General features: G+C 44.4%; 19 protein-coding genes. 4 read left to right on the top strand and 15 right to left on the bottom strand.

Annotated elements, in window-relative coordinates; translation table 11 throughout:
- Positions 1 to 24: 24 nt before the first annotated feature.
- From GH808_RS07685 to GH808_RS07660, 6 genes are all read right to left on the bottom strand, one after another.
- Positions 25 to 546, bottom strand: a complete 522-nt coding sequence (locus GH808_RS07685) for a hypothetical protein (protein ID WP_186842198.1) — start codon at positions 544 to 546, stop codon at positions 25 to 27.
- The gene (locus GH808_RS07680; RefSeq protein WP_186842197.1) at positions 546 to 1,205 is read right to left on the bottom strand and encodes a response regulator transcription factor; all 660 of its coding nucleotides are present in this window, start codon (positions 1,203 to 1,205) and stop codon (positions 546 to 548) included. The genes GH808_RS07685 and GH808_RS07680 overlap by 1 nt, the downstream gene beginning before the upstream one ends.
- Before the next feature lie 154 nt (positions 1,206 to 1,359).
- Positions 1,360 to 2,433 (bottom strand): radical SAM/SPASM domain-containing protein, encoded by a 1,074-nt coding sequence (locus tag GH808_RS07675; RefSeq protein WP_186842196.1) that lies wholly within the window; start codon positions 2,431 to 2,433, stop codon positions 1,360 to 1,362.
- Entirely contained in the window at positions 2,433 to 3,068 is a 636-nt protein-coding gene (locus tag GH808_RS07670) for a TetR/AcrR family transcriptional regulator (protein WP_186842195.1), read from the bottom strand. Before GH808_RS07670 ends, GH808_RS07675 begins: the two co-directional genes overlap by 1 nt.
- Positions 3,069 to 3,137: 69 nt before the next feature.
- Complete coding sequence (locus tag GH808_RS07665) at positions 3,138 to 4,058, bottom strand: DUF3658 domain-containing protein (protein WP_186842194.1); 921 nt, start codon at positions 4,056 to 4,058, stop codon at positions 3,138 to 3,140.
- 29 nt (positions 4,059 to 4,087) lie between these two features.
- A complete protein-coding gene (locus GH808_RS07660; RefSeq protein ID WP_186842193.1) occupies positions 4,088 to 5,752 on the bottom strand; it encodes a MutS-related protein in 1,665 nt (554 codons plus the stop codon).
- Between the two features lie 279 nt (positions 5,753 to 6,031).
- On the opposite strand from GH808_RS07660, the gene GH808_RS07655 reads away from it, so the two are divergent.
- Entirely contained in the window at positions 6,032 to 6,463 is a 432-nt protein-coding gene (locus GH808_RS07655) for a MarR family winged helix-turn-helix transcriptional regulator (RefSeq protein ID WP_186842192.1), read from the top strand.
- Between the two features lie 151 nt (positions 6,464 to 6,614).
- The gene (locus GH808_RS07650; protein WP_186842267.1) at positions 6,615 to 7,865 is read left to right on the top strand and encodes a multidrug effflux MFS transporter; all 1,251 of its coding nucleotides are present in this window, start codon (positions 6,615 to 6,617) and stop codon (positions 7,863 to 7,865) included.
- 161 nt (positions 7,866 to 8,026) lie between these two features.
- Here GH808_RS07650 and GH808_RS07645 read toward each other — a convergent pair whose 3' ends face one another.
- The 4 genes from GH808_RS07645 to GH808_RS07630 all read right to left on the bottom strand — a co-directional run bounded on the left by GH808_RS07645 (position 8,027) and on the right by GH808_RS07630 (position 12,659).
- A complete protein-coding gene (locus GH808_RS07645) occupies positions 8,027 to 8,743 on the bottom strand; it encodes an ABC transporter ATP-binding protein (protein WP_186842191.1) in 717 nt (238 codons plus the stop codon).
- A gap of 177 nt (positions 8,744 to 8,920) precedes the next feature.
- Complete coding sequence (locus tag GH808_RS07640) at positions 8,921 to 10,612, bottom strand: FtsX-like permease family protein (protein WP_186842190.1); 1,692 nt, start codon at positions 10,610 to 10,612, stop codon at positions 8,921 to 8,923.
- Positions 10,575 to 11,930 (bottom strand): MFS transporter, encoded by a 1,356-nt coding sequence (locus GH808_RS07635; RefSeq protein ID WP_186842189.1) that lies wholly within the window; start codon positions 11,928 to 11,930, stop codon positions 10,575 to 10,577. Before GH808_RS07635 ends, GH808_RS07640 begins: the two co-directional genes overlap by 38 nt.
- 96 nt (positions 11,931 to 12,026) lie before the next feature.
- Positions 12,027 to 12,659, bottom strand: a complete 633-nt coding sequence (locus tag GH808_RS07630; RefSeq protein ID WP_186842188.1) for a TetR/AcrR family transcriptional regulator — start codon at positions 12,657 to 12,659, stop codon at positions 12,027 to 12,029.
- Between the two features lie 353 nt (positions 12,660 to 13,012).
- Here GH808_RS07630 and GH808_RS07625 point away from each other — a divergent pair, with 353 nt between their 5' ends.
- Complete coding sequence (locus tag GH808_RS07625) at positions 13,013 to 16,219, top strand: methyl-accepting chemotaxis protein (protein ID WP_186842187.1); 3,207 nt, start codon at positions 13,013 to 13,015, stop codon at positions 16,217 to 16,219.
- Between the two features lie 171 nt (positions 16,220 to 16,390).
- Here GH808_RS07625 and ilvB read toward each other — a convergent pair whose 3' ends face one another.
- From ilvB to GH808_RS07605, 4 genes are all read right to left on the bottom strand, one after another.
- On the bottom strand, positions 16,391 to 18,109 hold the full coding sequence (gene ilvB / locus GH808_RS07620) for a biosynthetic-type acetolactate synthase large subunit (protein ID WP_186842266.1): 1,719 nt from the start codon (positions 18,107 to 18,109) through the stop codon (positions 16,391 to 16,393).
- Between the two features lie 90 nt (positions 18,110 to 18,199).
- The gene (locus tag GH808_RS07615) at positions 18,200 to 18,781 is read right to left on the bottom strand and encodes a TetR/AcrR family transcriptional regulator (RefSeq protein ID WP_186842186.1); all 582 of its coding nucleotides are present in this window, start codon (positions 18,779 to 18,781) and stop codon (positions 18,200 to 18,202) included.
- A gap of 162 nt (positions 18,782 to 18,943) precedes the next feature.
- The gene (locus tag GH808_RS07610) at positions 18,944 to 21,019 is read right to left on the bottom strand and encodes an ATP-dependent helicase (protein ID WP_186842185.1); all 2,076 of its coding nucleotides are present in this window, start codon (positions 21,017 to 21,019) and stop codon (positions 18,944 to 18,946) included.
- A gap of 9 nt (positions 21,020 to 21,028) precedes the next feature.
- Complete coding sequence (locus GH808_RS07605; RefSeq protein WP_186842184.1) at positions 21,029 to 23,692, bottom strand: DEAD/DEAH box helicase; 2,664 nt, start codon at positions 23,690 to 23,692, stop codon at positions 21,029 to 21,031.
- Between the two features lie 270 nt (positions 23,693 to 23,962).
- On the opposite strand from GH808_RS07605, the gene GH808_RS07600 reads away from it, so the two are divergent.
- Positions 23,963 to 24,565 carry a hypothetical protein gene (locus GH808_RS07600; protein WP_186842183.1) on the top strand — a complete coding sequence of 201 codons (603 nt, stop codon included), beginning with the start codon at positions 23,963 to 23,965 and terminating at the stop codon, positions 24,563 to 24,565.
- 5 nt (positions 24,566 to 24,570) lie between these two features.
- On the opposite strand, the gene GH808_RS07595 is transcribed toward GH808_RS07600, so the two are convergent.
- Positions 24,571 to 25,401, bottom strand: a complete 831-nt coding sequence (locus GH808_RS07595; protein WP_186842182.1) for a prenyltransferase/squalene oxidase repeat-containing protein — start codon at positions 25,399 to 25,401, stop codon at positions 24,571 to 24,573.
- Positions 25,402 to 25,634: the final 233 nt, after the last annotated feature.

The raw sequence follows: 25,634 nt of genomic DNA, 5'->3' as shown, positions 1-25,634 counted from the left end.
TTATCTATCGGCTGTATACGATCCTTACACTAATAGCTGACTGGCCTTTTCACAGGCTTCATAAATCGCATCGTAATTGCTTTCAATCATCGGATTCACACGGTCGGTACTTTTCTTGACATTTTTTTTATAAAGAAAATAGGGTAGTCCCCAGCCGATAAATCCCGGAATTGCCAGCACGATGGACAGTGGAATCATGGCTGCCAGGTAGGCAAAGGTTGCACCGGCTAAAAACACCGTCCCGACTATCCCCACACCCAGAGCTAGCGCCATTGCTCTTGTGTTCTTCGAACGTTCCAGTTTTTCAATGTTGATAAAGGCATCTTCGCACTTTCGCTGGAGATCGCATAACGCCACTCGGTTTCTGATTTTTCTATCCCGCTGGAGTTTCAATTTCACCGTGTCAATCCCGGAACAGGAATTGATAATCGTCCACCCCAAAGCATGATAGCAGTCACTGCAAAGCTGTACTAAATCCGGCTTTACGCTAACCTCCAGGTACTCGTTCATCACCACTCTGTTTTCAATTGTTTTAATTTCACTCATCACACTTCTCCTTTGATCGATGTATTTTCGTTCATTCGATATTTGTATCTTACGCTACAAATGTTCCTCAAAGTTATCGAAACATCCACGGTCCGAGGCGTGCTTTCCGTATCATACCCCCAGAATTCATCCATGAGCTGAGCTCGGGTAAAGGTTCGTTTGGGATAGGACAGCAGTTTGAAAAGAATGTTGAATTCCCTGACGGTCAACTGTACTTCTTCCCCATTGAGTGTTGCGGTGGTTTCCTCTTCATTTAAAATCAGCAAGCCCGCCTCCAGTTTTCGCTCATTGCGGATATTTGCCCGACGCAATAAGGCCGAGACCCGCAAAACCAGTTCGTCCATCTCGATGGGTTTGACCATATAATCATCTATGCCCAGGCTGTAGCCCTTCTGTTTGGCACTAATATCGTCCCGCGCGGTCATAAACAGAAGCGGAATGCTTTTATCCTGCTTCCTGATTTCAGAGGCAAATTCAAATCCATCCATTTCAGGCATCATAATGTCCGAAATAATCAGGCTTATTGGCTCCTCCAAAATCCGATCAAACGCTTCCATCCCGTTTTCACAGCTGATGGCACGGTATCCGTTATCATTTAAAAATGAACAGACGATGTAATTAAGTTTGACATCATCTTCAACAACTAATATATTAATCATTTTTCTTTCTCCTAAATCTTAAGGGGTGAGATTATTATATGCTTAGGATGTTAAAGAAATGTTAAAATTCGCTTATTTGTACTAGATGTACAAAACTTTCATTTCCTCGCTCTTCACTGTCGGTTTCTGGTTCGCAAGCGTCTATCAAATGGTCTTAAGCCATCAACCGTTCCACTTGCGCTTTCTGATCAAACAAGGTACAGCCGCCGTGGTTTCCGGCGCTGGCGGCAATTTCCCGAAGATCAGCAAAATACTGGGACCTCAGAACGGCTTCGATGGAATCATTTTTCAGGTTCTGTTTGGCATGAGGTGAAAAGGGACAGGGCTCGGCATCGCCATACGGATTGATGTGAAAAAATCCCCGGCCGGATGCCAGACATCCGCCCAACTCTTCCTCATCACCAGGAAAAGACAGGACCACCATGCGACGAAAGAATTTTTTCAACTCCAGGCAAATTGTCTGGAGCATTTTAATCTCTTTTTTGTCCAGTACCAGATGTTCGGTTCCAGCTTCTGCCGGTACATACTCAACATACAGAGTCACGCCACAGCCTTTATCCTCCAATGATGACAGAAACGCCTGCTCCGTAACCAGATTCATGTTCTCCTTAGTAACCGTGATAGATGCCCCAAAGAGGATATGACGTTTTTTTAAAGCTGCCATTGCGGCTTCAATCCGGGCATGGGTTCCTGCCCCTCTTCGGGAATCTGTTTCTTCCGCATTGCCTTCAATACTGAGAATGGGGATCAGGTTTCGGTGCTGATCGAGAAATTCAACCACATCGTCATCCAGCATGGTGCCATTGGTGAAAATAGGAAAAATCAGATTCGGGTACTCGCCGGCAATTTCTAAAATATCTCTGCGTAAAAAGGGTTCGCCGCCGGCCAGTAAAATGAATGCTGTCCCTAGCTTGGCAGCCTGGTCAAAAATATTTCCCCATTGAAGGGTATCCATATCAGATTTACCTGAGCTGCTGCCACATCCCCCGCCGGCTCGGGCATAGCACCCGGCACAATGCAGATTGCATTGGGAGGCAATGCTGGCGATCAGAAATGGCGGCACATGCAGGCCTTTTTTCTCCTGCTGTTTTCTGACCGCCGTACTTTTTGCCATCGCCGGTAGCATCCCCATTAAAAACGCCCGTCCTTTGGCGTTGTTCATATAGAATCGACCGGCTGTCTTCATAATCTGGGTAATACCCTGGTCCATCATCAAATTTAAATTCATCAGTCTTCCTCTTTTCTGATTTGATAAATAGAAGCAAATTGCTCAATATGGGCCTTCAGGATTCCGAGTGCTTCATCCTCTTTTCCCGGCATGCTGTCATATTGACATAGAAGGGTGTAGAAAGGGCTATAAAACTGCAGCGCGATAATATGTGGCGGTCCTTCCCTGAAAGTTCCCTGCCGCATCATCTCGCTAAACAAATCGGTCTGAAACTTGATGGCATCATCGAAAAACCAACTGCCTAAGGTTTTTGATGCATCACTATTTTTGTACTGCTCAATGGTCAACATCTTTCTGAACTTGGATGCCTGCGGATCTTTCAGAAAAAAAAGAAAAATCGTTTCGCAGGCCTTTTTGAGCCAGGCCAGATCATTCCGGCCATATTCACGGGCGACGCTTTCAATCTCCCCCTGAGGCAACTGGTAAAAAGCCACAGTTGCTTCAAACTTTTGATCCATCCACTCCAGCAGAGTATCATAAATGGCCTGTTTACTTGCAAAATGCTTGTAAAGTGAGCTGTCCTTGATTCCCACCGCATGGGCAATCTCTTTAACCGTCACACTCTGATAGCCTTTTACTGAAAACAGATTCAGTGCTTCTTCTAAAATTAGTTCTCTTGTATTACGTTTTGTCATATTACCTCCCAGTAAAAAAATGCAGGCTAGCGATCACTAGCTTTAGTATAGCTAGTGATCGCTAGCCTGTCAAGTTTTTCTTAGAATCTTTCCATATGGATGACTGGTATCCCGATTACCAACAACTTTCAGATAGGTGTCGTCAATCATCTTTTTTATCCGTAGTGCATACCATCCATCGCTAACGCCGAGCGGGTATTTACTCAGAATATTCCCCATCAGCCGAGCCATCACGAATTCGCCTTCGGGAATATTTTTAATAATGATCGGGTCATAAAAATCTTCGGGAACCGAAACTAATCGCCCCTTATCCAAAGCACGCAAGGCGGCATTTTCTCTTTTCAACTTCTGCCAAAGATCGCTTTGCGTCCACTTTTCTTCAAGTGAAATCTCACGTTCCAGATATAAAAAGCGATGAAACTCACTGGGATGAAGACTCGACCAGTCAACATAAGCGGGTACTTTATTTTCTTGAGTCGGCGTATATTTTGGAAAACTAACAACACTTATTTTGCAGTCGATGGCTCTCAATACATCGCATAAATAAGCATAGCCACAGGTAGAAAAAGGTGTATTGCTTTTCCAAATCCTTATCGGAGTACCGTTTTTCGCCATGCTGACGAGTTTTTCCAAGTCATCACGTTGATAGTTAAAGAACTCTTCGATTTCTTCTTGATTAAAATCAATTGAACCAAATAGTTTAACAAACGTATGCTTGCGTTCATCCCCATCAATCTCATGGGCGATGTCTCCGATATCCAGGTTGAAGCCAATACAGACAACATCTTCTGCGCTTCCGCCGATGCACTCCTCTTCAAACTGCTGTTGTGATTCTTCGCCTCCGGTAGGTACAATCGATTCACGAATCACATCTTCATTTCCATATTTTTTGGCCATTGTCATCGCGCCTTTTGCGCTATCATTAAAAACAACTTCAAGCATGTATTCTCCTCTTGTAATATTTTCATTAATGCTAATTATTTCACCCACTGTAATTCATCTCTTCATCCGGAGCTTTACTAAATCATCGGCCATTTTTCAGTTTCTGCAAAAGTATCCACCAGTGAGTTGGCCTTTCCGATGATTTCCTGATCGAATTCTAAGTAGTTTAACAGGGCAATAGCATTTTTAGTCCGGGCTGGTCCGGTATGTAATTGATAGTCAAACCAAATTGTTTCATCTGTAATTGTCTCCTGAAAGTGATAGTTGTCATACGTGTTTGCCAAAATATTGGTGATTTCAATATCGTGGGTCGCAATCAGGCAAAGACAATTATTTCGATCCAAATAATCCAGAATCGCTGATGAGGCAGCAATTCGCTCAATGGTATTGGTGCCTTTTAGTATTTCATCAATAAAGCAGAGACAGGGATAGCTGCTTACCTGATCAATGGTTCGTTTAAGCGATTTGATTTCAGCCATAAAATAACTGTCCCCGGTAAGAATGTCATCCTTCACTGCCATCGAGGTAATCGGCAAGCAGTGGGCCAGTGAAAAACTGCTGGCTGTGCAGGTGTAAATGGTTTGGGCAAAAATGCTGTTGATTGCCAAGGCCTTTACAAACGTCGACTTTCCAGAAGCATTGGATCCTGTGATCAGGCTGTTTTGTCGCAGTTCGATATCATTTGCTATGGGTGCTTTCAATAAGGGGTGATATAAATCGGCGGCAATCACTTTGAATTCTTCCGTAAATACTGGGTTCACAGTATTGGGCAGACTTTTCCTGAATGAAGCCAACGCAATAGCCATATCCAGTTCGCCAATATTCTGATAAATGCGATGGAAAGCCTCTTTGTTCTTAGCTATCAGGGCAATGGCTTTATTGTAGGTTCTGTAGTCGTAGAGCGTAATAATTTTCAGATAGTCCAGAATCAAATCAAGATCAGAAGTACCGCCCATCATGACTCCTGACAGTTTACCGGCAAGCACTTTAAAGTGACGATTGTCCTGATTTATTTTCTCAATAAAATCTTCAAGCCCGTAGGTTGTTTCATATGCCAACAGTCTGTTGCAGCATCTGAGAATGGCCGATAAATAATGAATGGTCAATAAGTTCTTGGCTATTTCTTTCTTGAAATAGTAATAGACAATCCCATTAATGATGATTGAAAAAATAAAGAGCATCAGGCCAATTGTCACATTGAACAGACAGATTCCAATACAAAACAAAGGAATAATTGACAGGATTGTATATACCATGGGATTTTTTAACGCTTTTAATTCACTTTCGAAAATAAGTGCTGAAACATCGTTGTAACTTGATTTGCCTAATTTGGATAGGAGCATTTGAATTTCCAGACGTTCTTTGGGATTCTCAGTGAAAAAATTGATCAGCTTTTCTCTGTCTTTAAATGTGTCCTCTTTCCATTTGGGTTCGTGGAGGGTTGCATATAATACCTCGTCACCAACTGAGGTTAAGCAGGTGTCCAGCCGTTTAAAAACATCGTCCATATCCAAATCGCTCCAGGTTAGTTCATCAATGGCGACATCGATCTTTTCGTATTTGAGTTTTCGATCCCAATAATCAGACACACTTCCCCAAATATCCGGATTAAAACCGGTTGGTGCTTTCCCAAACTCATTCACTAATCGTTGCCGAAATTTAATTCTGGCTTGCTTGTCGGAAACCAGACTATAACCGATAAAGACAATGATGCCAATGCCCACAAAAAATAATATTCCCATTCATGCTCCTCTATTTCCCGGCGTTTTCATGAAATTTAAAAATGATTGCCGGAAAAACATGAGTTTAATATACACTTTGGCATAATTAATGTCAACTTCCACAGGAAGCATTTGGGATGCTCGGATTACTTTAAACACTCAACCGTCTTTTTAGTTCTATTATAAAAGCTCTGCAAGGAGAGATCTCATCATGTCATTGAAAATATTTATTTTATTATTGACCTTTCCATTATTTATTAGGTATAATTGTAGCATGCTACATATTATGTGAGGATAACTATGCATCAACGTGATGAAATCGGATTTTTTATAAAATTGATTAATGATTGTATTGAAAAAAAAGCCAATCAAACGCTTAAACAGTTTGATTTGACCTTATCTCAAGCCCGTATTCTTTTTTATTTGCATGATCATAAAGAGACTACAACCTCGCAGAAAGATCTTGAAGATTTTTTTGAGGTAACCCACCCAACCATCATCGGCATCTTAAATCGATTAGAGCGAAAAGAATTTATTCGCAGTGAAACGAATTCGAAAGATAAACGGGTGAAGAATATTTTTCTCGCCGATAAAGGCGGTAAGGTTTTTTGCTCGATGGATCATTTCAAAAAATCAACCGAACAGAAAATGCTTCAGGACTTAACAGTCGATCAGATCAAGGAATTGCAGTCATTATTGAAAATCGTCTATAAAAACATTCAAACATTTTAATCGGAGTCACAAAACACTTTATTTACCACCGTCATGTAGCACGTTGTGGGATATAAGGTGTTTAATTTTAAGCTCCACTGAAGGTGCTTATCTCAAACATCAAAACAGATTTGAAATACAATCTAATCAAAACCAATAAGGAGGGATATTGATGACTCAATCACCCAAACAAACCAGCCATGAAATTGGCACTAAACAGACTTATCTGGGACATAAAGGACTCGTCGCTTTTATGGCTCTGATGAATATGTTTATTCCTCTTTCGACAGACATGTATTTACCAGCACTTCCAAGTATGAATTCATATTTTGGAAGCAGTTCCACCATTACCAATTTAACCTTAAGCGCATTTTTCCTGTTTTACGCTGTCGGTATTTTATTCTGGGGGCCGCTCAGTGACAAGTACGGCCGTAAACCGATCCTCTTAGTGGGCAGTATTATCTATGCTGCAAGCAGTATCGCCTGTGCACTTTCTGTAAATATCTACTTCCTGATTATTGCCAGAATCCTTCAGGGAATCGGTGCCGGTGGTATCACTTCCGTATCGATGGCAATCGTAAAAGACGCTTACTCCGGGAAAAAACGGGAATCCGTTTTGGCGATTTGTCAGACCATCGCTGGACTGGCACCGATGATTGCACCCATTATCGGCGGCTTAATACTACGTTTTTCCGATTGGAGAGGCTCCTTCTGGACGCTTGCGCTCATCAGTCTCGTTAACCTGGGCTTCTCTGTTTTATTCCAGGAAACATTAAAAGACGAAGATCGGTATAACGGAACATTGTTTGGTTCTATTGGACGCTTGATTGTTGTCAGCAAAAACAAGAGCTTTATTGTCCCGGCACTGATATTTTCTATCAGTTCGCTTCCATTTATGGGATATATCGCCGTTTCATCCTATATTTATGTGGATTATTTTGGTCTCAGTGCTCAGGTTTATAGCTATTTCTTTGCGGCAAATGCATTGCTATCCATCGTGGGGCCTTACATCTATGTGAAGTTCTTAAGCAACATGGATAAGAAACTCTTTGCTTCTATGATAATGGCCATCTCGACATTGAGTGGTGTCTTAGTGATGACGCTGGGCACTTTAACGCCGATGCTATTCTGGGTTTCGTTCCTCTTGATGTCTTTAGCTGGTACCGTGATACGTCCCTTCAGTACCAATTTATTACTGGATCAGCAGGAAAACGATACGGGTTCAGCATCTTCCGTCATTGGTACATTATTCACCATATTGGGAAGCGTTGGCATGTCTCTGGCTTCCATTCCATGGGGAAATATCGTCTTCGGACTTGGCATCATCATCACCGTTTTCTCATTATTATCGCTGCTTTCATGGAATGTGTTTATGAAATCAAATATTCCCTGTCTGGGAGTCAAAAACGCCTCATCGAATTAAGCTGATTTTCATAATTTTTTAAGTATGGTTAACCAAAATTGATAACCCGACCGCCGACTGCTGAACGTATCGTTCGGTAGCCGGCGGTTGCTTTTTGACACTGCTAAATGCTGATATTAATCATAACAGGCTTCTACCCTGTCATCATGCTATGCCTTTAATTAAAATCCCCTTAGCCATTCATCCAGTTCCCTTTCTTTTTCTGCACCGGTCTTAAATTCCCTGCAGGCAGCAATCTGACCATCCTGAATATAAAGAACCTTTTTTGCTCTGGCAGCGACACGGGGTTCATGGGTCACGATCATGATGGTCATTCCCTCGCGATTGAGGTCTTCAAGGATTGCCAGGATCTGATCTGTGGCGGCTGAATTCAGCGCTCCGGTCGGTTCATCCATAAACAGAATTGCCGGATGATTGATCATGGCACGGCAAATGGAAGCCCGTTGCAGCTGTCCACCAGAAACTTCCCGGACATCACGCGCTTCGAGTCCTTCAATGCCCATTTTCTTCATTAAGTTTGATGCCCGCCGCCTGATGACAACCGCTGGTTCTTTTTTTGCGACCAGACCGGGCAGAATGATGTTATCCAAGACCGAAAGATTTTTTAACATCTGGGCATTCTGAAAGACGAAGCCCATTTTTCTCAGCCGGATATCGGATAATTCTTTCTCCTTCATTTCGGACAGGTTTCTTCCTTCAAACAGCACCCTGCCGCCGCTGATGCTGTCCATCTGGCTGATGCTGTAGAGCAGTGTCGATTTACCGGAACCGGAAGGCCCCATCACGCCGACGAAATCCCCCTTGTTGATTTCAAACGATACGTTATTCAATATCGGTGTGTCTTTAAATGATTTACTGATCTGTTCAACTGTTATCATCTTTTTCTCCTTATTTTGGTAATTTGTATTCCTAAAATACGAACAAAATTTGCTTTGCTGGCGGTTTCGCAATCAATTTGGTAACGTGTAGGCGAACAGTCGACAGACTGTCCACCGTACAGTGTACAAATTGATTCGCGAAACCGGCAGCAAAGCACGTGGCAGTTTCGCTAACGTCTACTCCGTTATCTGATCTCTGATATGATAATTTCTGACCACTTTTCCCAATTCCGCAGCATTCAGATCAGAGAGGGCCATTTCGCTGCTGTCAACCGGCGCGCTTCCTTCAAGGTATTCTAAGGGAAAAACCGATTCATCACCACTCTCCACCCGGATATAGCTGTTTTCTCCCAACCCGTTCTGAGACTGCACATATCCATTTTTGTAAATTGCAAGCTTCGCAATTTCGGGATCCTTCTCCAGATAGGATACAATATCATTTTTTTGTGCGATCAGGTTATCCGTATACTGAATATCGATACGGATGTCGCTCTGTCCCACCCCCATGTAAGTCATGAAAGACGGATTTTCAACGGTACTCTTCATGTTCATCGGCAGCAGGATCAAAAATGATGAAAAGACAAAGACTAAAAAGAGAACGACATTTTCCTTCCATTTGCATTTCAGTTCGCCAAGGGCAATCGTCAGGTTGCGATGTTTCAATCCGGAAACAGGCAGTGAATAATGCCCTTCTTTGGTGATCTTCTCTTCCCCGCGCAGCAGTTCCACTACGGTGCTTCTAAGACTTCTGCGGATGATTCGGTGGCATCCCAGCACTACGAGCAGACTGAGCAGCATCACCCCGATCAGCGGCAAGCCCCATTTCATCCACTCGCTGCTGCCGTCTCCACAGTACATTATGATTGATGCACAAAAGAAATCTCCGAACGGGATGGCTAACAGATAGCCGATGACTGCTGCAGTAAGCACCAGGATCAGGTATTTTATCTGATACAGCTGTCCGATTGCTTTGAGCGGAAATCCAATTGCTTTCATCGCGCCGATGGCAGCATGCTCTTCTGATAGGGTTGCCCGGATGATGTAAGACAGACACAGCACTGAGATGATGATCAGAAGCAGACTGATCGCTATGATGATGAAGGCGACCAGGCCGTAAGATAGAGTATTCATCAGCGTCAGAACGCTGCCAGTTATTCCAACGCCGTTGGACGGCATGCCTGCATCCCTGCTGTCTTTCTCCAAAGCCGATGTCAATGCCCCATCCTTTAACAGGAATTCAAAGCTATATTCCCATTCGCCCATGTAGCGACTGATTTCATTAAGGTCTGACGGGCTGATCAGAAAACGCTTGGAAGATGCCAGCGCTGAGTTCATCGACGCGTCACGAATGATGGTTGCTACCGTCAGCTCTTTACTGTAATCCCCTTCCCGCAGGGTAATGACATCTCCGGCTTTAATCCCAAGCGCCTGCGCATAAAAAACTGGCACCCCGATTTCACCTGCCGGTACAACGGCGATTTCATTGTCCAGATCGAGCAGGTAATCAAATCCCGCGTTCTGAACAACAAATCCGTTATCCATCAGACTCTTTTCAAGCGTTTCACCCCGATAAATAATATCTGCGTTTCGGATATCCAGCATCTTGACGGTCTGTGAGTCCTTAATATCATCATGGGACTTAACAAAGTCCGCCACCCCAGCCGCATCATAGGTTCCCTTATGCATCTGAATGTAATCAGGCGGTACCGCCGATTCATTCAACCCATCCACTGCCGACATCATCGTACCGGCCACCCTGAGGCCGCCAGCCATCAAAAAAGCGGAGAGGATCAGAAAAACTGCCAGAACAGCAGTGATAACCCGGTTTCTCTTAAAATCCTTCCGGACAAGATTCAGCAGCAGCTTCATATCCATTCTCCTCTTCCAACGATTTTACACTCTTCAATCGGGAAACAGCAATACCAACCCCGGCCAATACCAACCCGGTGATCACGATCAGCAGTGCATTTCCTCTCCCTGCACCGGCGCCGATTACGGTACCGATTTTTATGGCAAGCATACTGTTACCCTTCATAAACGGCTCAAACACATAATCCGAAAGGATTCCCGATGCAATAAAAGCCGCGATGTAACCCATCTGAGTAATCAGTCCAATCAGCCCAAACGCCCGCCCCTGTACTTCATTGGCAAGATTTCGGCGGATCAGAACTTCCGCCCCGATCTGGACTGCCGGCATGAAGACAAACATCATGAATCCAAATGCCGTTATTAAAAGCAGATTTTCACTGACGCCAATCAGGGCAAAAAAGATTCCGCAGCCGAATAATCCGATCGAAAGCATCCGTCCATAAGATTTTGTATGCTTCAGGCAGCTGATGACGATGCTGCCGACCATCATGCCCAGTGCAATGATCGTGGTCAGAATGCCCAGCTCGGTTTCCCCTGCCAGAGCCAGCACAAGGGGTTTACTCAAAATTTGTACGAAACCAAGGCAGAATACTGACATGGTCATGATCACAATCATTGTCATAATGCCACTCTTCCCGCGTATGGCGGCAATTCCTGCCTTCATTTCAACACCAATACTTAATGAAGCATTACCGCTGTGTTTGCTCGCCATGCCTTTTTTAACCGCAGCGATCACCACAACTGTTGTAAAGAAAGTGAGGATATCAATGATGATCAGCGTGCTGACGGTCGTAACCTGCAGCAGCAGTCCGGCGAGGGCTGGGGATATGATAAGCTTGGCACTGTTTGCAATCTGCACCATTCCACCCGCTCTGGCAAAATCTTCTTCCGACAATAGATCCGTGACGGTTGCTTTAAAGGCCGGTTCCGATAACGACGTAAAAATTGAGCTGACCCCGACGCCAATGCAAATGACCACGATGGAAGGACTGCTGCTGATCACCGAGAACAGGCAGATCAGCAATCCCAGGCCGGATAACAATTCCCCGAGAATCATCATCAGCCTTCGATCATAACGATCCGCCAGAACGCCTCCCACCGGAGCGAGCAAAATAGCTGGCAGGAAAGCGCAGATGCTAAAAACACCGGTTGCTGCAACCGAGCCTGTCATCGCCAGGACATAGATGGCCAGACCAAAGTCCGTCAATCCGCTGCCGATACTGGATATGAACGCCCCGGCAACCAGTATCATGAACTTTTTCATGCCCGTTTCCGTTTTTTTTGTTTGCATTTTTTGTATTTCTTTTTGTTGATTCATTGTGAACCTCCTTATAACCAATCGTATTTTTTCATCAGCATCGACCGTCGGTCGGTTCCGGCGTAAAAAAAATGGATTTACAGATGTCCAGCCGTTTTACGGCATTTGTCCGAACATCTGTAAAAAGCCACTCAGTTCTCCCTCTTTTGTTCCCAGCATTCGCTCGGCATGGCATAAAAAAGCCTGGATCTTTTCGGGATACGCTTCCATCTTCCATTCAAACGTATCGCAGTCAAACATCATATGCCCCAACAGCAGAATCGTTTCAATGCATTCGGTTGGATACTCCGTATGCACAATTCCCTGTTCCAAGCATTCCCGCACCGGTTCCTGTAAAACCGGCGTCATCCGCTTTAGCATCGTTTTTAAATAAAGCCGTTCCAGCTTGGCATTCTCAACTTTATGCAATTCTTCCTTTATCTCATCCGATCCCTCAAACTCCGGCGCCTGCGCCATGATCGCCATCATAATGCGATTCAGCAAAGGAATGGATTGATCTTTGACGATCCTTTCTGCCCTCCTCGCACCTTCTTCGACAATATCAAGAATGATTGCCTCCAGTACTTCTTCTTTTGAAGCAAAATAATAATAAAAGGTGCCTTTGGCGATATCCACTATCTTGAGGATATCATTCACGGAAGTCTGGTCATAGCCTTTTGTGATGAATAATTCCTGCGCAACATCCAGAATCTCGCGTCTTCGTATTTCACCTTCCTTGACAGTTTTCATATTTCACCCCGCTCTATCGACCATCGGTCGATACTGTTATAATATATAAACCTGTTGCCAATGTCAAGCGTTATTTTAAAAAATCGCGATTTGTTTTGGAAATTGCATTGTTATTAAATTGAACAAAAACGATTAAGTTTTATCAAAAGCTGCCGATATTACATTATAAGACATGTAATTGATTGTTGAAATGCCATGCGCTTCGCAACCGGTTTCCATCGAACAATTTTCAATTTAATTGTGCACAGTCGCCAGCTGTTTCAAAAATTGTTCATAAACCGATCACAAAGCAATTGACATTCGCGCTTCACAAGTTTTGCAAATGACAAAAATGACTAAAAAGGAGAAAGGCAATGAACAAGAAAAAAGGGCTACTCTTACGTATGCTGCTCACTTTCGGATTACCGGTTGCAATCATTTTTGCAATCGTCGCATGCATCTCACTGTATGTTGTGAACCAGGCCATCACCAACATTACCATCAATGAACTATCAGCACGTTCCCAGGCTGTATCAAATGAGGTAGAAGGCTACCTGAACGGCTACATTGAGGTAGCTCAACAAATGTCCACCAATCCGGAAACCCGGAAAATTTTTGAAGAAGTGACACCGGGGGTTCCCATCACGTCGTCTGCTTCCTACCCGGAGGTTAAACAGGCTTTAGATAACGTAAAAGCCACCGATCCCGATAATATTGTCGTCGCCTGGATCGGCGATTTCGATTCCAGTCAGTTTACCCAGTCCGACGGTTTTACTTCCGATGCCGCCTATGACATCACTTCACGCAGCTGGTACAAGGATCTCCAACTGAAAAAAGCCGTGTTTATTACCGAACCCTACGAAGACACGGTCACCAAAAAGATGATTGTCAGCGTGGTAGCTCCGGTGTTTCGGCCGGGCACTCAGGATATGATTGGTGCTACCTGCATCGATGTTTCCATTGATCATATCAAACAGATCGTTGCCGAAAATAAAATTGGCGATACCGGGTTTTTCGTGATCGCAACCGATAAAGGCACGGTTTTTGATCATCCCAATGGTGATTTTATCAATAAACCATTGAGTGATACTGATATGTCGACGAACATCATCACTGCCCTGACCGATAAAACCGCCGGTTCCCTGACTTACACAACCGGTAAAACAAAAAGCCAGGGTTATGTCGCAAAAGTTGGTGATACCGGATGGGTTTTGGCCACCGGACTGCCGATGAAGGAATTCAACCAGCAGTTTGTCGGCATTCAAGTTATGATGCTTGTCATCTTCGGCTTGGGACTTGTGGTGATTGTCGGACTCATCGTCTTTTCCACCCAGCAATTCATCAAACCGATCAAGAAACTGGCTGAAGCGGCTGATCGTCTTGCTGTTGGAAACATCGATATCGACTATGCCATGGCTGATCACGCTAGCCAGGACGAAATTGGAGATCTTACCATTTCATTTGTGAATATGGCTGAAAACATCAAGGATCAGTCCGAAGCAGCACGTTTTATGGCAGAGGGCAATCTCGATATCGCTATCCAACCCAAATCTGAAGATGATGTTTTGGGCGTTAGCATGACCGCCATCAAAAATGCCATCGGCAATCTGGTATCCGATACCATCATGCTGTCAGATTCAGCCATTCACGGAGATTTTACAAAACGTGCTGAAGAAGACCGACACGCTGGAGATTATTCAAAAGTTATTGCCGGTGTTAACCAGACGCTCGATACTGTTGTGGATAATATGTTCTGGTATGAATCGATTATTGATAATATTCCTTTCCCGATCCATGTTACCGATAATAACATGAAATGGACCTTTATGAACCGGGCCTTTGAAAATTTCCTGGTAACTAGTGGCGTTATAAAAGACCGCCGTTCTGCCTGTGGTATGGACTGCTACAATGCCGGAGCCAGCATCTGTCAGACTGATAACTGCGGAATCCGGCAACTGGTCGATCAGGGTATATCTGAGAGTTATTTTGAATGGGCTGGTCGAAGCAAAAAACAGGATACCGCCTATCTCAAGAATAAAAACGGTGAAAACACTGGTTTCGTGGAAATCGTCACCGATTTAACCGCCATCATGCGCGTCAGTGATTACACCAAAACCGAAATTAGCCGCTTGGCCGGTAATCTCATCCGTCTGTCTGAAGGAAATATGGACTTTGATATGAACATCAGCGAAGCTGATGAATATACCTCTGAAGTCAGTGCCCAATTCAATGAAATCAGCAATAGTTTAGTCACCGTCAAAGACTCAATTGGAGAAATGATCGACGGTGCTACCATGATTACCAACGCAGTTATCGATGGCAACCTCCAGACGCGGGCAGACACCAGTAAGTTCCAAGGTGCCTGGGAAGAACTGGTTGGCGGCATGAATGCCATTCTGGATGAAATCAACAAACCAATCCAGGAAATCATGTCCGTCATGGATGCCATTTCCAATGGCAACCTTCAGGCCCGTATTACCGATAATTATAAAGGTGATGTTGAAATATTGACAGAAACCGTCAATTCGACCGCCATGCTTTTGGATGCGATTGTCAGTGAAATCACCGAAAAAATCGGCCAATTATCTCAAGGGAACCTGGATATTGACCATGCCACGGCATTCAAAGGGGATTTTGTAACGATCTCCAATGCCATCAATGTGATCATTGATTCTCTGAACGACATCATGGGAGAAATTAATACCGCCTCTGAACAGGTAGCCTCCGGCTCTGGTCAGGTATCTGCCGGAAGTCAGTCGCTGGCTCAGGGTTCCACAGAACAGGCCAGCTCCGTTCAGGAATTAACCGCCTCGATTGCAGAAATCGCTGATCAGACTAAGAAAAATGCGGTTGACGCTAATAAGGCCAGGGAATTAGCTGACACAGTCAAGGTCAATGCTGCCAAAGGCAATGCCGAAATGTCATCGATGCAGAGTTCGATGGTCGCTATTAACCAGTCTTCTGAAGACATTTCAAAAATAATCAAGGTCATTGATGACATTGCTTTCCAGACCAACATTCTAGCCCTTAATGCCGCCGTCGAGGCTGCCCGGGCCGGCCAGCATGGCAAAGGTTTTGCCGTCGTTGCCGAAGAAGTAAGAAGCCTGGCCGCACGAAGTGCTGACGCCGCCAAGGAAACCACCAGCTTGATTGAAGGTTCCATCGATAAAGTTCAGGAAGGTACTAAAATTGCGAATGATACCGCTGCCGCTCTGGATGATATAGTAGAAGGCATCGAGAAGGTCACCACTCTCGTTGGGAATATTGCTATTGCATCGAACGAGCAGGCCTCTGGAATCGCCCAAATCGATACCGGCGTGGAACAAGTGGCTCAGGTCGTTCAACAGAACTCCGCCACTGCTGAACAAAGCGCTGCGGCCAGTGAAGAACTCTCTGGTCAAGCCGAACTGCTCAAACAAATGGTTGGCACCTTCAAAATTAGATCTAAAAAGAGCTCAAAATCCACTGCCAAATCAATTGAGCAGCATCCGAACACGACACCGACAAAAGAACCTCCACGACCTGCTTCCGAGAGCAATATCGACTCCGAAGAAATAACCATCGATTTTGATAAATATTAAAGATGTGATGATGTAAACAAAAAACATAACCAGAGGGCGACTATTTATTAAATAGTCGCCCTCCGGTATTATCTAATGTATTAGCGATCTCAACTCACTCATACCTAGAAAAAGGCAAAAAACAGGCATTTTCATCCTGATTTTTGCCTTTATTATTTACGGAGTCGTTTTTTATTTCATGATCATCTCGCTGATAGCATTGCCCGATGGTACAATTGGCAGTACATTTTCTTCGCGATCAATGATAAACTCAATGATTATCGGTCCGGACACATTATTTTTGGCACGATAAAAAGCGCTCGCAATATCCTCGGCCTGTTTAACACGAATCCCCTTTGCACCGTAGCTTTCGGCCAGCATAACAAAATCTGGGGTATATTCCGGGCAGGTTCTGTCCGGATCGCCGCAAGCGCCTCCACAGCTCTTTCGATAAAGCAAACAGGTGCTGGAATACCGTTTATTATAAAACATTTCCTGCCACTGACGGACATTTCCCAGATAGCCATTATTCAAAATTATGATGATCAAGGGAACTTCATAGACCACTGCGGTTGCCATTTCCTGTATGTTCATTTGAGCCCCGCCATCACCTGAAATGACAAGTACATCTTTATCTGGATTACCCATTTTAGCACCCAATCCTGCCGGTATGCCATAACCCATGGTTCCCAATCCTCCAGAAGTCAGCATCTGCCTGTTTTCATCCAATTCCAAATATTGAGTTGTCCAGAGTTGATTCTGACCCACGTCGGTAACAACGATTGAATTAGTAAAAGTCCGGTTTATTTCATCAATAATAAACTGCGGTGTCAACCCCTTCTGATCCCTCTTCAGCGGATAGTTCCGGATCCAATTTGTTATTGCTTCAGTCCATTTGGGAATTTCCAGAAGTACTGCATTTTTTAGCATTTCTTTTATCGCCATTTTTGCGTCAGCTACAATCGGAATATCAACTCTGATGTTTTTGGAAATTGAAGCTGGGTCAATATCAATATGGATAATTGTCGCATATTTAGCGAATTCACTGATTTTTCCTGTGATGCGATCATTGAATCGTGTTCCGATGGAAAAAAGAAGATCGCACTCACTGATTGCGGTATTGGCTGCAAAACAGCCATGTATACCCAAATTTCCCACATACAAAGGATGAGTCGTTGGTATCGCGCCTTTTCCCATTATGGTGGTAATTACCGGAACTCCTGTCCGTTCTGCCAATTCCTGCATTTCTTTATTGGCATGGGCGATATTCACTCCGCCGCCGATTAGAAACAAAGGTTTTTTTGCCTGATGCAATGCCGTCATTGTCATTTTGATCTGCTCAGGATCGACATCGTTATCTGGTTTATAGCTTACAATGTCGATCGTCTCCGGGTATTCACTACTGCCGTAGGCACGCTGTATGTCTTTTGGAACATCAACAACCACAACACCAGGTTTTCCTGTCTTTGCAATGAAAAAAGCTTTCTTGATGATATTTCCCAGATCTTCTCTTTTTCGTACCGTCACGGCATATTTGCAGATACTGCTGGTTATCCCCACAATATCCACTTCCTGAAAAGCATCATTTCCAATCAGGTGGGTTGGCACTTGACCTGTAAAACAGACAAGAGGAACGCTGTCGTAGTCTGCCGTTGCAATTCCCGTTACCAGATTCGTAGCACCAGGACCGCTTGTTACAAGACAAACGCCCACCTTGCCTGTTGAACGCGCATAGCCATCGGCAGCATGAACCAACCCCTGCTCATGTCTCGGTAGAATTACCCCAATATCACGCTGGTCATATAAGGCATCGAAAAGATCTATTGCCTGTCCCCCAGGGTAACCAAACAGAATTTCGACTTTTTCTTTTTTCAATGCTTCTACAAATAAGGCAGCGCCTGTTATTTCCATCACCTTAATCCTCCAATCATTGCATGCAAGTGCTTGCTTGCTTCTAAACTATTTTTTTGGCACTATTACAAACGAATAGTGCCATGAGACTCAACTGTTTTTTTGAATGCCGTTTATAAACATTTTTACACTTTGTTCAACATAGTCTTTCTGCTTGACATCAATCAGTTTATCTTCAAAGGAAGCTTTTAAAAAAGTGTATCCAAATGTTGAAGAAAAAATAGTGATTGCCAGACTGTGAAAATCCATTTCCGCCAGTTTGCCTTTATCATGCATTTTCTCAAAATATGTCGTTAAATATTGAATAAATATCTCTGGGATTTTCATTATCAAAGCGGCTGTCTCATCGTATATCTGGGGTGCCCGCAGTCCGATCGAAAGATTCACAAAATCCGCGTTTACCCGATCTAGATAATTGTTCATAAACATTTCCAGATCCTCCTGCAAATTCCATTTCACATTCTTAAAAACATCGGGGGTTATGTTTGCCCGCCATTCTTGCTGCTTCATGCCGCTTAACACGATATCCTTTTTTCCTTTGAATTTCCGGAAAATTGTGCATTCATTAATCTGGGCATCCTTTGCTATATCTTTCGTAGTTGTTGCAACATAGCCTTTGTCTCTGACAAGAGCCATCGTGACATCAATGATTTTCTGACTCGTTTCGTCCAATGCGACACCTCCACGCAAGTGAGTACTTGCAATGAATTTTATCTAATTTTTTTCGTATTGTCAAGAGAAATCAACAACTATACCGGGATTGTTCGTGGAAATCATAACGTGACTAAACCATTTTTTTAATCTTATCGCGGTATACCGCCTTTTATAACCATCTTACAGATATTCCAGCTCGCTGAACGCTTTGATGAATTCTTTGCTGCCGTAATGTTCGAAATCCGCTTCGATCATCGTCTCATCCTCTTTTATGACTATTCCGATGCCATATTTCTGATGCCGCACTCGTTTTTCAGGCTCTGCGATGACAGTTTCGCTTTCGGCCGATTCGATTTCGGCTGCGCTCTGCGCTTTTTCTTCTGCGACTTTAGCCGCCTGAATCTGTTTTTTCAGTTCCTGCAGATTGACCGCTGCCGCCGGTTTGGCCAACTGATTCGCAACAAGCTGGGGCGGAATCATGTTGATGTATCGGCTTTCCCCGGGGATGACCCGGTAGTCATCCGGGTTGGTATAGAAGGAAAGCTCCAGAACATCCTTCGCCCGGGTCATGCCGACAAAGAACAAACGCCGTTCTTCCGCTTCCTCTTCCGGACTTTTCATATGCAGCGGAATCAGCCCGTAATTGATGCCGATAATGAACACATATAAAAACTCCAGCCCCTTGGAAGCATGCAGGGTCATCAGTTTAACCGAATCGGCATGGCTGTCGATGTCTTTTTTGAGAATATTGATGCCATAAAGGGCTGAGGAATTGACAAAATCGGTCAGGCCTTCCAGCAACGGCATCTGCTTTTCCTCGATATAGTCGATGATGAGCTTCAGCAGACGTTCAATGGACGCCTTGTCTTCTCCATAGGTCGAAGCCGTTGGCCGGATATAGCGGTCCAGTTCAAAATAATGGTAAATCTCCTCCGGTTTCTTCACTTCCGAACAGTGACTGACAAACCCGTTCATTTTTGCAAACAGCTCGGACTGATCGGCCGCCGGTTCTTTCAGTATTTTTCGGGCCGCTTTTTCGGTCCTTTTTTCCCCATACTCCTTATTGCAGAGGACATCGATGCCCGATGACCAATCGTCATGATTAATCGAAAAGCGCAGAAGTTTAATCAGCCAGTTCAACACCGGAATATCCCGGATCGTCTTCTTCAGGGATACTTCATGGGGAATGTTGTTTTTCAAAAACACGTCTTCAAAAACCCGGGACTGGTTCTGGGTCCGGTAAAAGATGGCGATCTCATGGTAAGGAATCCCCTGCTGATGAATTGCTTCAATCCGATCGGCCAGATAGCAGGCCTCATTGAAAGGGTTATACTGGTTTTTGACCACGATTTTGCTGCCCGTTTCCCGGATGCCGGTCAAATCGCTGCCGTCTTTCAGAAAGCACCTCGCCGCCTCCAGAATCGAACGGCTGGACCGGTAGTTAATCGGCAGGGTCCGTTCGCTGGCATCGTATTTCTGAATGAGTGTTGCAAACACATTCAAGGTACTGCCCCGCCAGCTGTAGATGATCTGGTTGGGATCGCCCACCGCAAATAGTCTGGTATCCGTTCCTTTTAACCGATCAATGAACGCCAGCTGCAACTGGTCGCTGTCCTGTACCTCGTCGATGATGATCCACCTGGGCGCTGGCTGATCATCCGCCAATAAGGCCGTGGCATTCTGGATTAAATCCGCAAACGACATTTTGTTCTGTCTTTTTTTTTCTTCTGTCAGCAAAACAATCAGCGCAAAGATGTCATCCTGATAAGGTGAAATTTTCTGGGCTTCGTCCTGAATAGCGATTGCTTGCTCCAGCCTTTTTTTTAGCCGGTTTTTAAATTTAATGCGCAGCTTCTTTTCCCGGATGATCGGCAAAGCAATATCCAATTCTTCATCGGGGGCGATGACCAGAAAGTCTTTTTTATAGCCCATTTTTTCCACCGGCAATTCGTCTTTGAGAAGATGAAGCGCCACCTGGTGAAAGGTGCCAAACCCAACCAGATCTTCCTTTGAGATGCCATCATCAGCACTAAGCAGCCGTTCTTTGATCTCATTGGCGGCTTTGTTGGTAAAGGTTAAAACAATCATATCCCGATAGCTGATCTTTTTCACATGATGAAGATACATAATCTTTGAAATCAGGACGGTAGTTTTCCCGCTGCCGACCTGAGCGTTGACAATGCAGACCTCGCTCTGATCCAGTACGGCTGCCTTCTGATAATCATTCAGTTTCTCCAACTCTTTGATCGGTTGCATTGACGCCTCCTATTCCACAAGATTTTCGTATCTTTTCTGTAATTTATTTTTCACATCGGATCGCGCATCATCGGTGGGATCAATTCTGATGCTCAATTCGATCTCAGCGGGAGCTTCGGTATAAAAGAGGATCATGTTGATCAGGCTGCGTTTGTTGGTTTTTTCCATGACCCACTCCTTGTAAAAATCATGATGCAGAACCAGAGTCAGCACCTGGCCGCACACTACCACTTCCGGCACGGCGCTTAAAAAGGCGGCAAACGGGTCGCCCTTTTCCAGCATGTAGTCACAGAATGCTGGCCATTTTTCCTGGAGTTGGTTAAATTGAAACGGTTTTTCAATGAAGATGGACGGTGCATATTCCACCAGTTTGATGCCTTTCGGGGCCTCCATTTCGGCCAGAAAATTCCGCAGTCCCCAGAGAATCATCGCTTTATCCAACTTATAATCGCCGATGCAGGCTGCGCAGCCATCTTCGCATTGGCAGCCACTGACCATTTTAATGGCATTTTCAAGTATTGGTGCAATCAGGTCAAACACTTTTTCACCATAACCGAGGCCGCCGATGTACTTGTCATAAATGAACAAATAGACCGCATCCCCGAAGTTTTCGCCGATTTCAATGGCGTTGTTCGACATAGCCACGCCAATGTCTTCCCGTTCGGTCATGGTCGCCATCATGGCCACACTTTTAATGGCATAGCACAAGCCCTCGAAATGGTTGTTCCGGATCAGCTGGCCATTTTGACTCCGTTGGAGCAGTCTGCGATAGACGTTCACCACGTTATCAGGAATCTTTAACCAGGTGCTTTCGGTATCATAATCCTTTGCCAACGGCTGTTCCAGTTGTTCAAAGCCTAAATTCTGATGGTTGTGAAACTGCAGCTTTTTATACATCAGAACCATTTCATTGACGTTCACATCACCAAATGCAACGCTGAGACGCTGATAATCCTTCACCTTACTGCCATTGATGATCCGGATATTGGTATGGCTTCCCGGCATGGTATAGTAGTTGCCGTTGAATGGGATGGCAAAGGCCGTTTTGCTTTCCAGATCCAGTTTGAGCACCTGATACTGGACACCGTCATGCATATAAATCGCGCCATTGTGAATTTCACGGAATGCCTGCATTTCATCCATTTCGGTAATTCCTTTATTGTTCTCCTGGTTAATCAATTTGTATCGGGCTTTATCGATGTTTCTCAGGCTGAAGTCCCCGGCTGGGAAAACATTTCCGGTCCAGGCAAACTTGCCGTTCATATTGGTTAATTCATTAGCCCGGATCAGCACCGGAATGGTTTCTCCCAAATCAGGGAAAAGCGAAATGTCATCCAGGGTTAATGGTATTTCAGCTGCCGCTGCCCGGATGTGGGCCAGCTGAATCAACAGATTATTCTTGTCGATGACGGCATTTTCACAACTGTTTTCAAAAAGCCAGTCCGGATTGATGGCGATGTACTGGTCGAAGGGCAGATTATCAAGAATCAGAAAATTCGTGCATTCTTTGCCGCTTCTGCCAGCTCTTCCGGTCTGCTGCCAGAAGGATGCCCGGGTCCCCGGATATCCCACCAGAACAGTGGTATCGATTTTTCCGATGTCGATTCCCAATTCTAGAGCATTGGTCGATACCAGACCCCGCAAGGCGCCGGTGATCATTTTGTTTTCAATTTCCTTGCGTTCCAGGGGGGTATAGCCGCCCCGGTAGCCGGATATTTTATCGGTTAAGGAGGCGCCGAAAAAATGTTCGGTTTCCAGTTTATCCCGGGATTCTTTCAGAACGACCTCAACGTTTTTTCGGGATTTTGCAAAAGCGATAAAACTGTGTTCATTTTCCACCAGCTCCGGAATCAGCTCCGCTGCAACAACAGTGGTCTGAACCTGTCCGATCGTTTGTTTATCATACCCCACCATCTTTGGCGGCTGGACCAGCACGTATTTTCGCTGCGCCGCCGGTGAGCCATCCTTTTCGATCCGAATAAATTTCTGTCCGCAGATTTCTTCAGCCAACTCGACCGGATTGGCGATCGTCGCCGAGCTGCACAGATACTGCGGGGCGGCGTTATAATAGCGACACACTCTTCTGAGTCTCCGAAAAACATTAGCCAGATGGGAACCGAAGGCGCCACGGTAGGTATGCAGCTCGTCGATGACCACAAACTTCAGATTGGAAAAAATGAAATCAAAGCCAAACTTGCTGTGATTCGGCAGAAAGGCGCTGTTCAACATTTCCGGGTTGGTTAAAATGATGTTCGCGCTTTTTCGGATCCGGCTGCGTTCATTAACCGGCGTATCGCCATCATAGACCCCGGCCGACACTCTGTTTTCCCCGAAATATTCCAGATAGGGCCGGATCGCGCGGTACTGATCACTGGCCAGGGCTTTGGTGGGATAAATGAAAATGGCTCTCGCCAGAGGATTGGCCAGAATTTCCTGAAGCACCGGCAGTAAAAAACTGAGGGTTTTGCCGCTGGCGGTCGAAGTGGTGATCACGATATGCTTTTGCTCTATTGCGCGCTCAAACATTTCCGCCTGATGGCAGTACAGTTTTCCGATCCCCTTCTGAGAAAGAAATGCTGATAGTTCCGCTGATAATACCTCGGGGAAATCTGCATACTCAGCTTTCCGTTTCTCGATGGTTTTCGTGTAAATGATTAAATCCTGTATCTCCATTGGCTTTGCTCCTGTTTGGGGGTTGTATTTTTATATTATAATTTTATCATAAAAAGCGGTTTTCTGACATAGGACAATCTTTCTGGAAATTATTCTTCATGACCATTCATGGTCTTTTCCATGTATGGTATAATATTTCTAAATTTGCAGTCAGTGTTAGTCATTTCTGAGATAAAAGCGATTATTAAAACACTGTACAGAAAAACAAGTGCCAAAACCTGAAAAAATTCGAAAGAAAGAAGCCGGTCATTTAATGACGGGAGTAGGTTGATGATGAAAGAAAATGAATTAAAAGCATATACACAACTGACGAAAACAAGGTTTATGGAAGATCCTGGGGTCCTGTTTCAGATAAAAGATCTGGAGCGTGCCGGATTGCTGATTGAATTGCAGTTTGAGGGACAGATCCAGGCTTTTATGGAAGAAAATGCGGTAAATGTGCTGGATGGTGGTAAAGGGTTACTGATTGGCTACTCAACAAACGCGTTGCCTGAAGACAAACTGATTCCAGTCATGCAGCGTTCATCCCGACAATTGATCGAAGTAGTCACAGAAGCAGAACTTCAAATACTCCAGGACCGGGCCGTAAAACAAGTCGAAATCATACCTCAAAACTGGCATACCGCCTATTTTGATGGGGATGTGTATCATCTGCTGATTGTCGCCACTGATAAATCCCTGAAGGGAACAGGTGCTTTCAGAGCCTTGATCACACCTGTCATTGAAATGTGCGAGTTAAAAAAAATGCCCATGGTTTTGGAGACCTTCAATCCTGATAATGTACCTCTTTACGAGCACTTTGGATTTCAACTGAAGGAATCCCATTCCTCTGACGAAATGAATTTAACCTGCTACTGCATGATGCGTTCATAAATTTATTATGTCATGTTTTTCAGGATTTCATTATAGCGCCTGGTTGCCAACACACTTGGTTTGCCTTTTCTACAGAAAGAAAGACCTGCCAGCTTGGGGACAACACGCTCCACAACAATCTGGCCGTCAACCATTTTGGCCTTCAACGCTTCAAAGGCTTCCAAAAAACGTTTATCCTTCTTAGCCCTGTTATAGAAGGACAATATATAGACATAAACAAAAAGGTTGTAGTTACGGAACGGATACTCAACCTGCATAAACAATGTACCGATCCCATAATGACACGGACCGATCGGTTTCTTGATTGTCCAGTGTTCCAGCAGAAAATCTACCGCCTGATCAAGCGCCGGTTCTTGGTTTAAATAAGCGGTAAAACGGAACGCATTCAAAGCGGTAAGCGTCGGTAACGGATTTGAAAACGCTGTTTCCGGTCCGCGACCGAAGCTGAACTTGTTGCAGTGCCAACCACCGTCAGACTGTTGACTATCCAAAAGATGCTCGAATGTTCTTTTGAGTCTGACATCAGTTGCATACCCCATGCAGCACAATACCTCGGCGGCGTTGACGGTGTGGCACGGATATACAGAGCCTTTCGGGTATAATTTAAAGCTGCCGTCTTCTCTCCATGTACTGAATATCAAGTCGGCGCATTCTTTTATCAAAGGTTCGGTCGGCTCCATGCCTAATTCCAGCAGATAATGCACGCTCTCTAGCGTAGAAAAAGGAGCGCCTTTTATTAGGCGCTTGTCAGGTGTGGTCCAGTAGTCGGCTCCATTGTCATACCGACGTGTTAGTATTGCTTCAACATCAGATGAATACTGTTTATCAACAGCCATTATTCAGTCCCCCAGTTCGTATAATTTGTTTTTATTTTTGTTATTCAGCCGTCCAGAGTCTGAGTATCAATCATTCTTTTTTTAACAACAACTCGTTTTTCCTCTTTCCTTAATCGTACTTTTAATCATCCTAACATGAAAACTTTATATTGGCAAAATTTTTCAGGCTTTCATTTGTTAATCTAGAACAGCAATATTATCATCTCAATGTGGTTTAGTATCTAATAAATATT

This window comes from Acetobacterium fimetarium (genome assembly GCF_014284475.1).
Taxonomy (GTDB): domain Bacteria; phylum Bacillota; class Clostridia; order Eubacteriales; family Eubacteriaceae; genus Acetobacterium; species Acetobacterium fimetarium.
Note: the sequence above shows the minus strand (reverse complement) of the source record. Positions and strands in the feature narration are given on the sequence as shown.

Bases quoted from the DNA above. Each gene is read 5' to 3' on its own strand.
- ilvB (WP_186842266.1), bottom strand. From the start codon at position 18,109: ATGGAAATAACAGGCGCTGCCTTATTTGTAGAAGCATTGAAAAAAGAA.
- GH808_RS07635 (WP_186842189.1), bottom strand. From the start codon at position 11,930: ATGAATCAACAAAAAGAAATACAAAAAATGCAAACAAAAAAAACGGAA.
- GH808_RS07610 (WP_186842185.1), bottom strand. From the start codon at position 21,019: ATGCAACCGATCAAAGAGTTGGAGAAACTGAATGATTATCAGAAGGCA.
- GH808_RS07645 (WP_186842191.1), bottom strand. From the start codon at position 8,743: ATGATAACAGTTGAACAGATCAGTAAATCATTTAAAGACACACCGATA.
- GH808_RS07605 (WP_186842184.1), bottom strand. From the start codon at position 23,692: ATGGAGATACAGGATTTAATCATTTACACGAAAACCATCGAGAAACGG.
- GH808_RS07595 (WP_186842182.1), bottom strand. From the start codon at position 25,401: ATGGCTGTTGATAAACAGTATTCATCTGATGTTGAAGCAATACTAACA.
- GH808_RS07630 (WP_186842188.1), bottom strand. From the start codon at position 12,659: ATGAAAACTGTCAAGGAAGGTGAAATACGAAGACGCGAGATTCTGGAT.
- GH808_RS07625 (WP_186842187.1), top strand. From the start codon at position 13,013: ATGAACAAGAAAAAAGGGCTACTCTTACGTATGCTGCTCACTTTCGGA.
- GH808_RS07675 (WP_186842196.1), bottom strand. From the start codon at position 2,433: ATGAATTTAAATTTGATGATGGACCAGGGTATTACCCAGATTATGAAG.
- GH808_RS07600 (WP_186842183.1), top strand. From the start codon at position 23,963: ATGATGAAAGAAAATGAATTAAAAGCATATACACAACTGACGAAAACA.
- GH808_RS07685 (WP_186842198.1), bottom strand. From the start codon at position 546: ATGAGTGAAATTAAAACAATTGAAAACAGAGTGGTGATGAACGAGTAC.
- GH808_RS07670 (WP_186842195.1), bottom strand. From the start codon at position 3,068: ATGACAAAACGTAATACAAGAGAACTAATTTTAGAAGAAGCACTGAAT.
- GH808_RS07655 (WP_186842192.1), top strand. From the start codon at position 6,032: ATGCATCAACGTGATGAAATCGGATTTTTTATAAAATTGATTAATGAT.
- GH808_RS07640 (WP_186842190.1), bottom strand. From the start codon at position 10,612: ATGAAGCTGCTGCTGAATCTTGTCCGGAAGGATTTTAAGAGAAACCGG.
- GH808_RS07680 (WP_186842197.1), bottom strand. From the start codon at position 1,205: ATGATTAATATATTAGTTGTTGAAGATGATGTCAAACTTAATTACATC.
- GH808_RS07650 (WP_186842267.1), top strand. From the start codon at position 6,615: ATGACTCAATCACCCAAACAAACCAGCCATGAAATTGGCACTAAACAG.
- GH808_RS07660 (WP_186842193.1), bottom strand. From the start codon at position 5,752: ATGGGAATATTATTTTTTGTGGGCATTGGCATCATTGTCTTTATCGGT.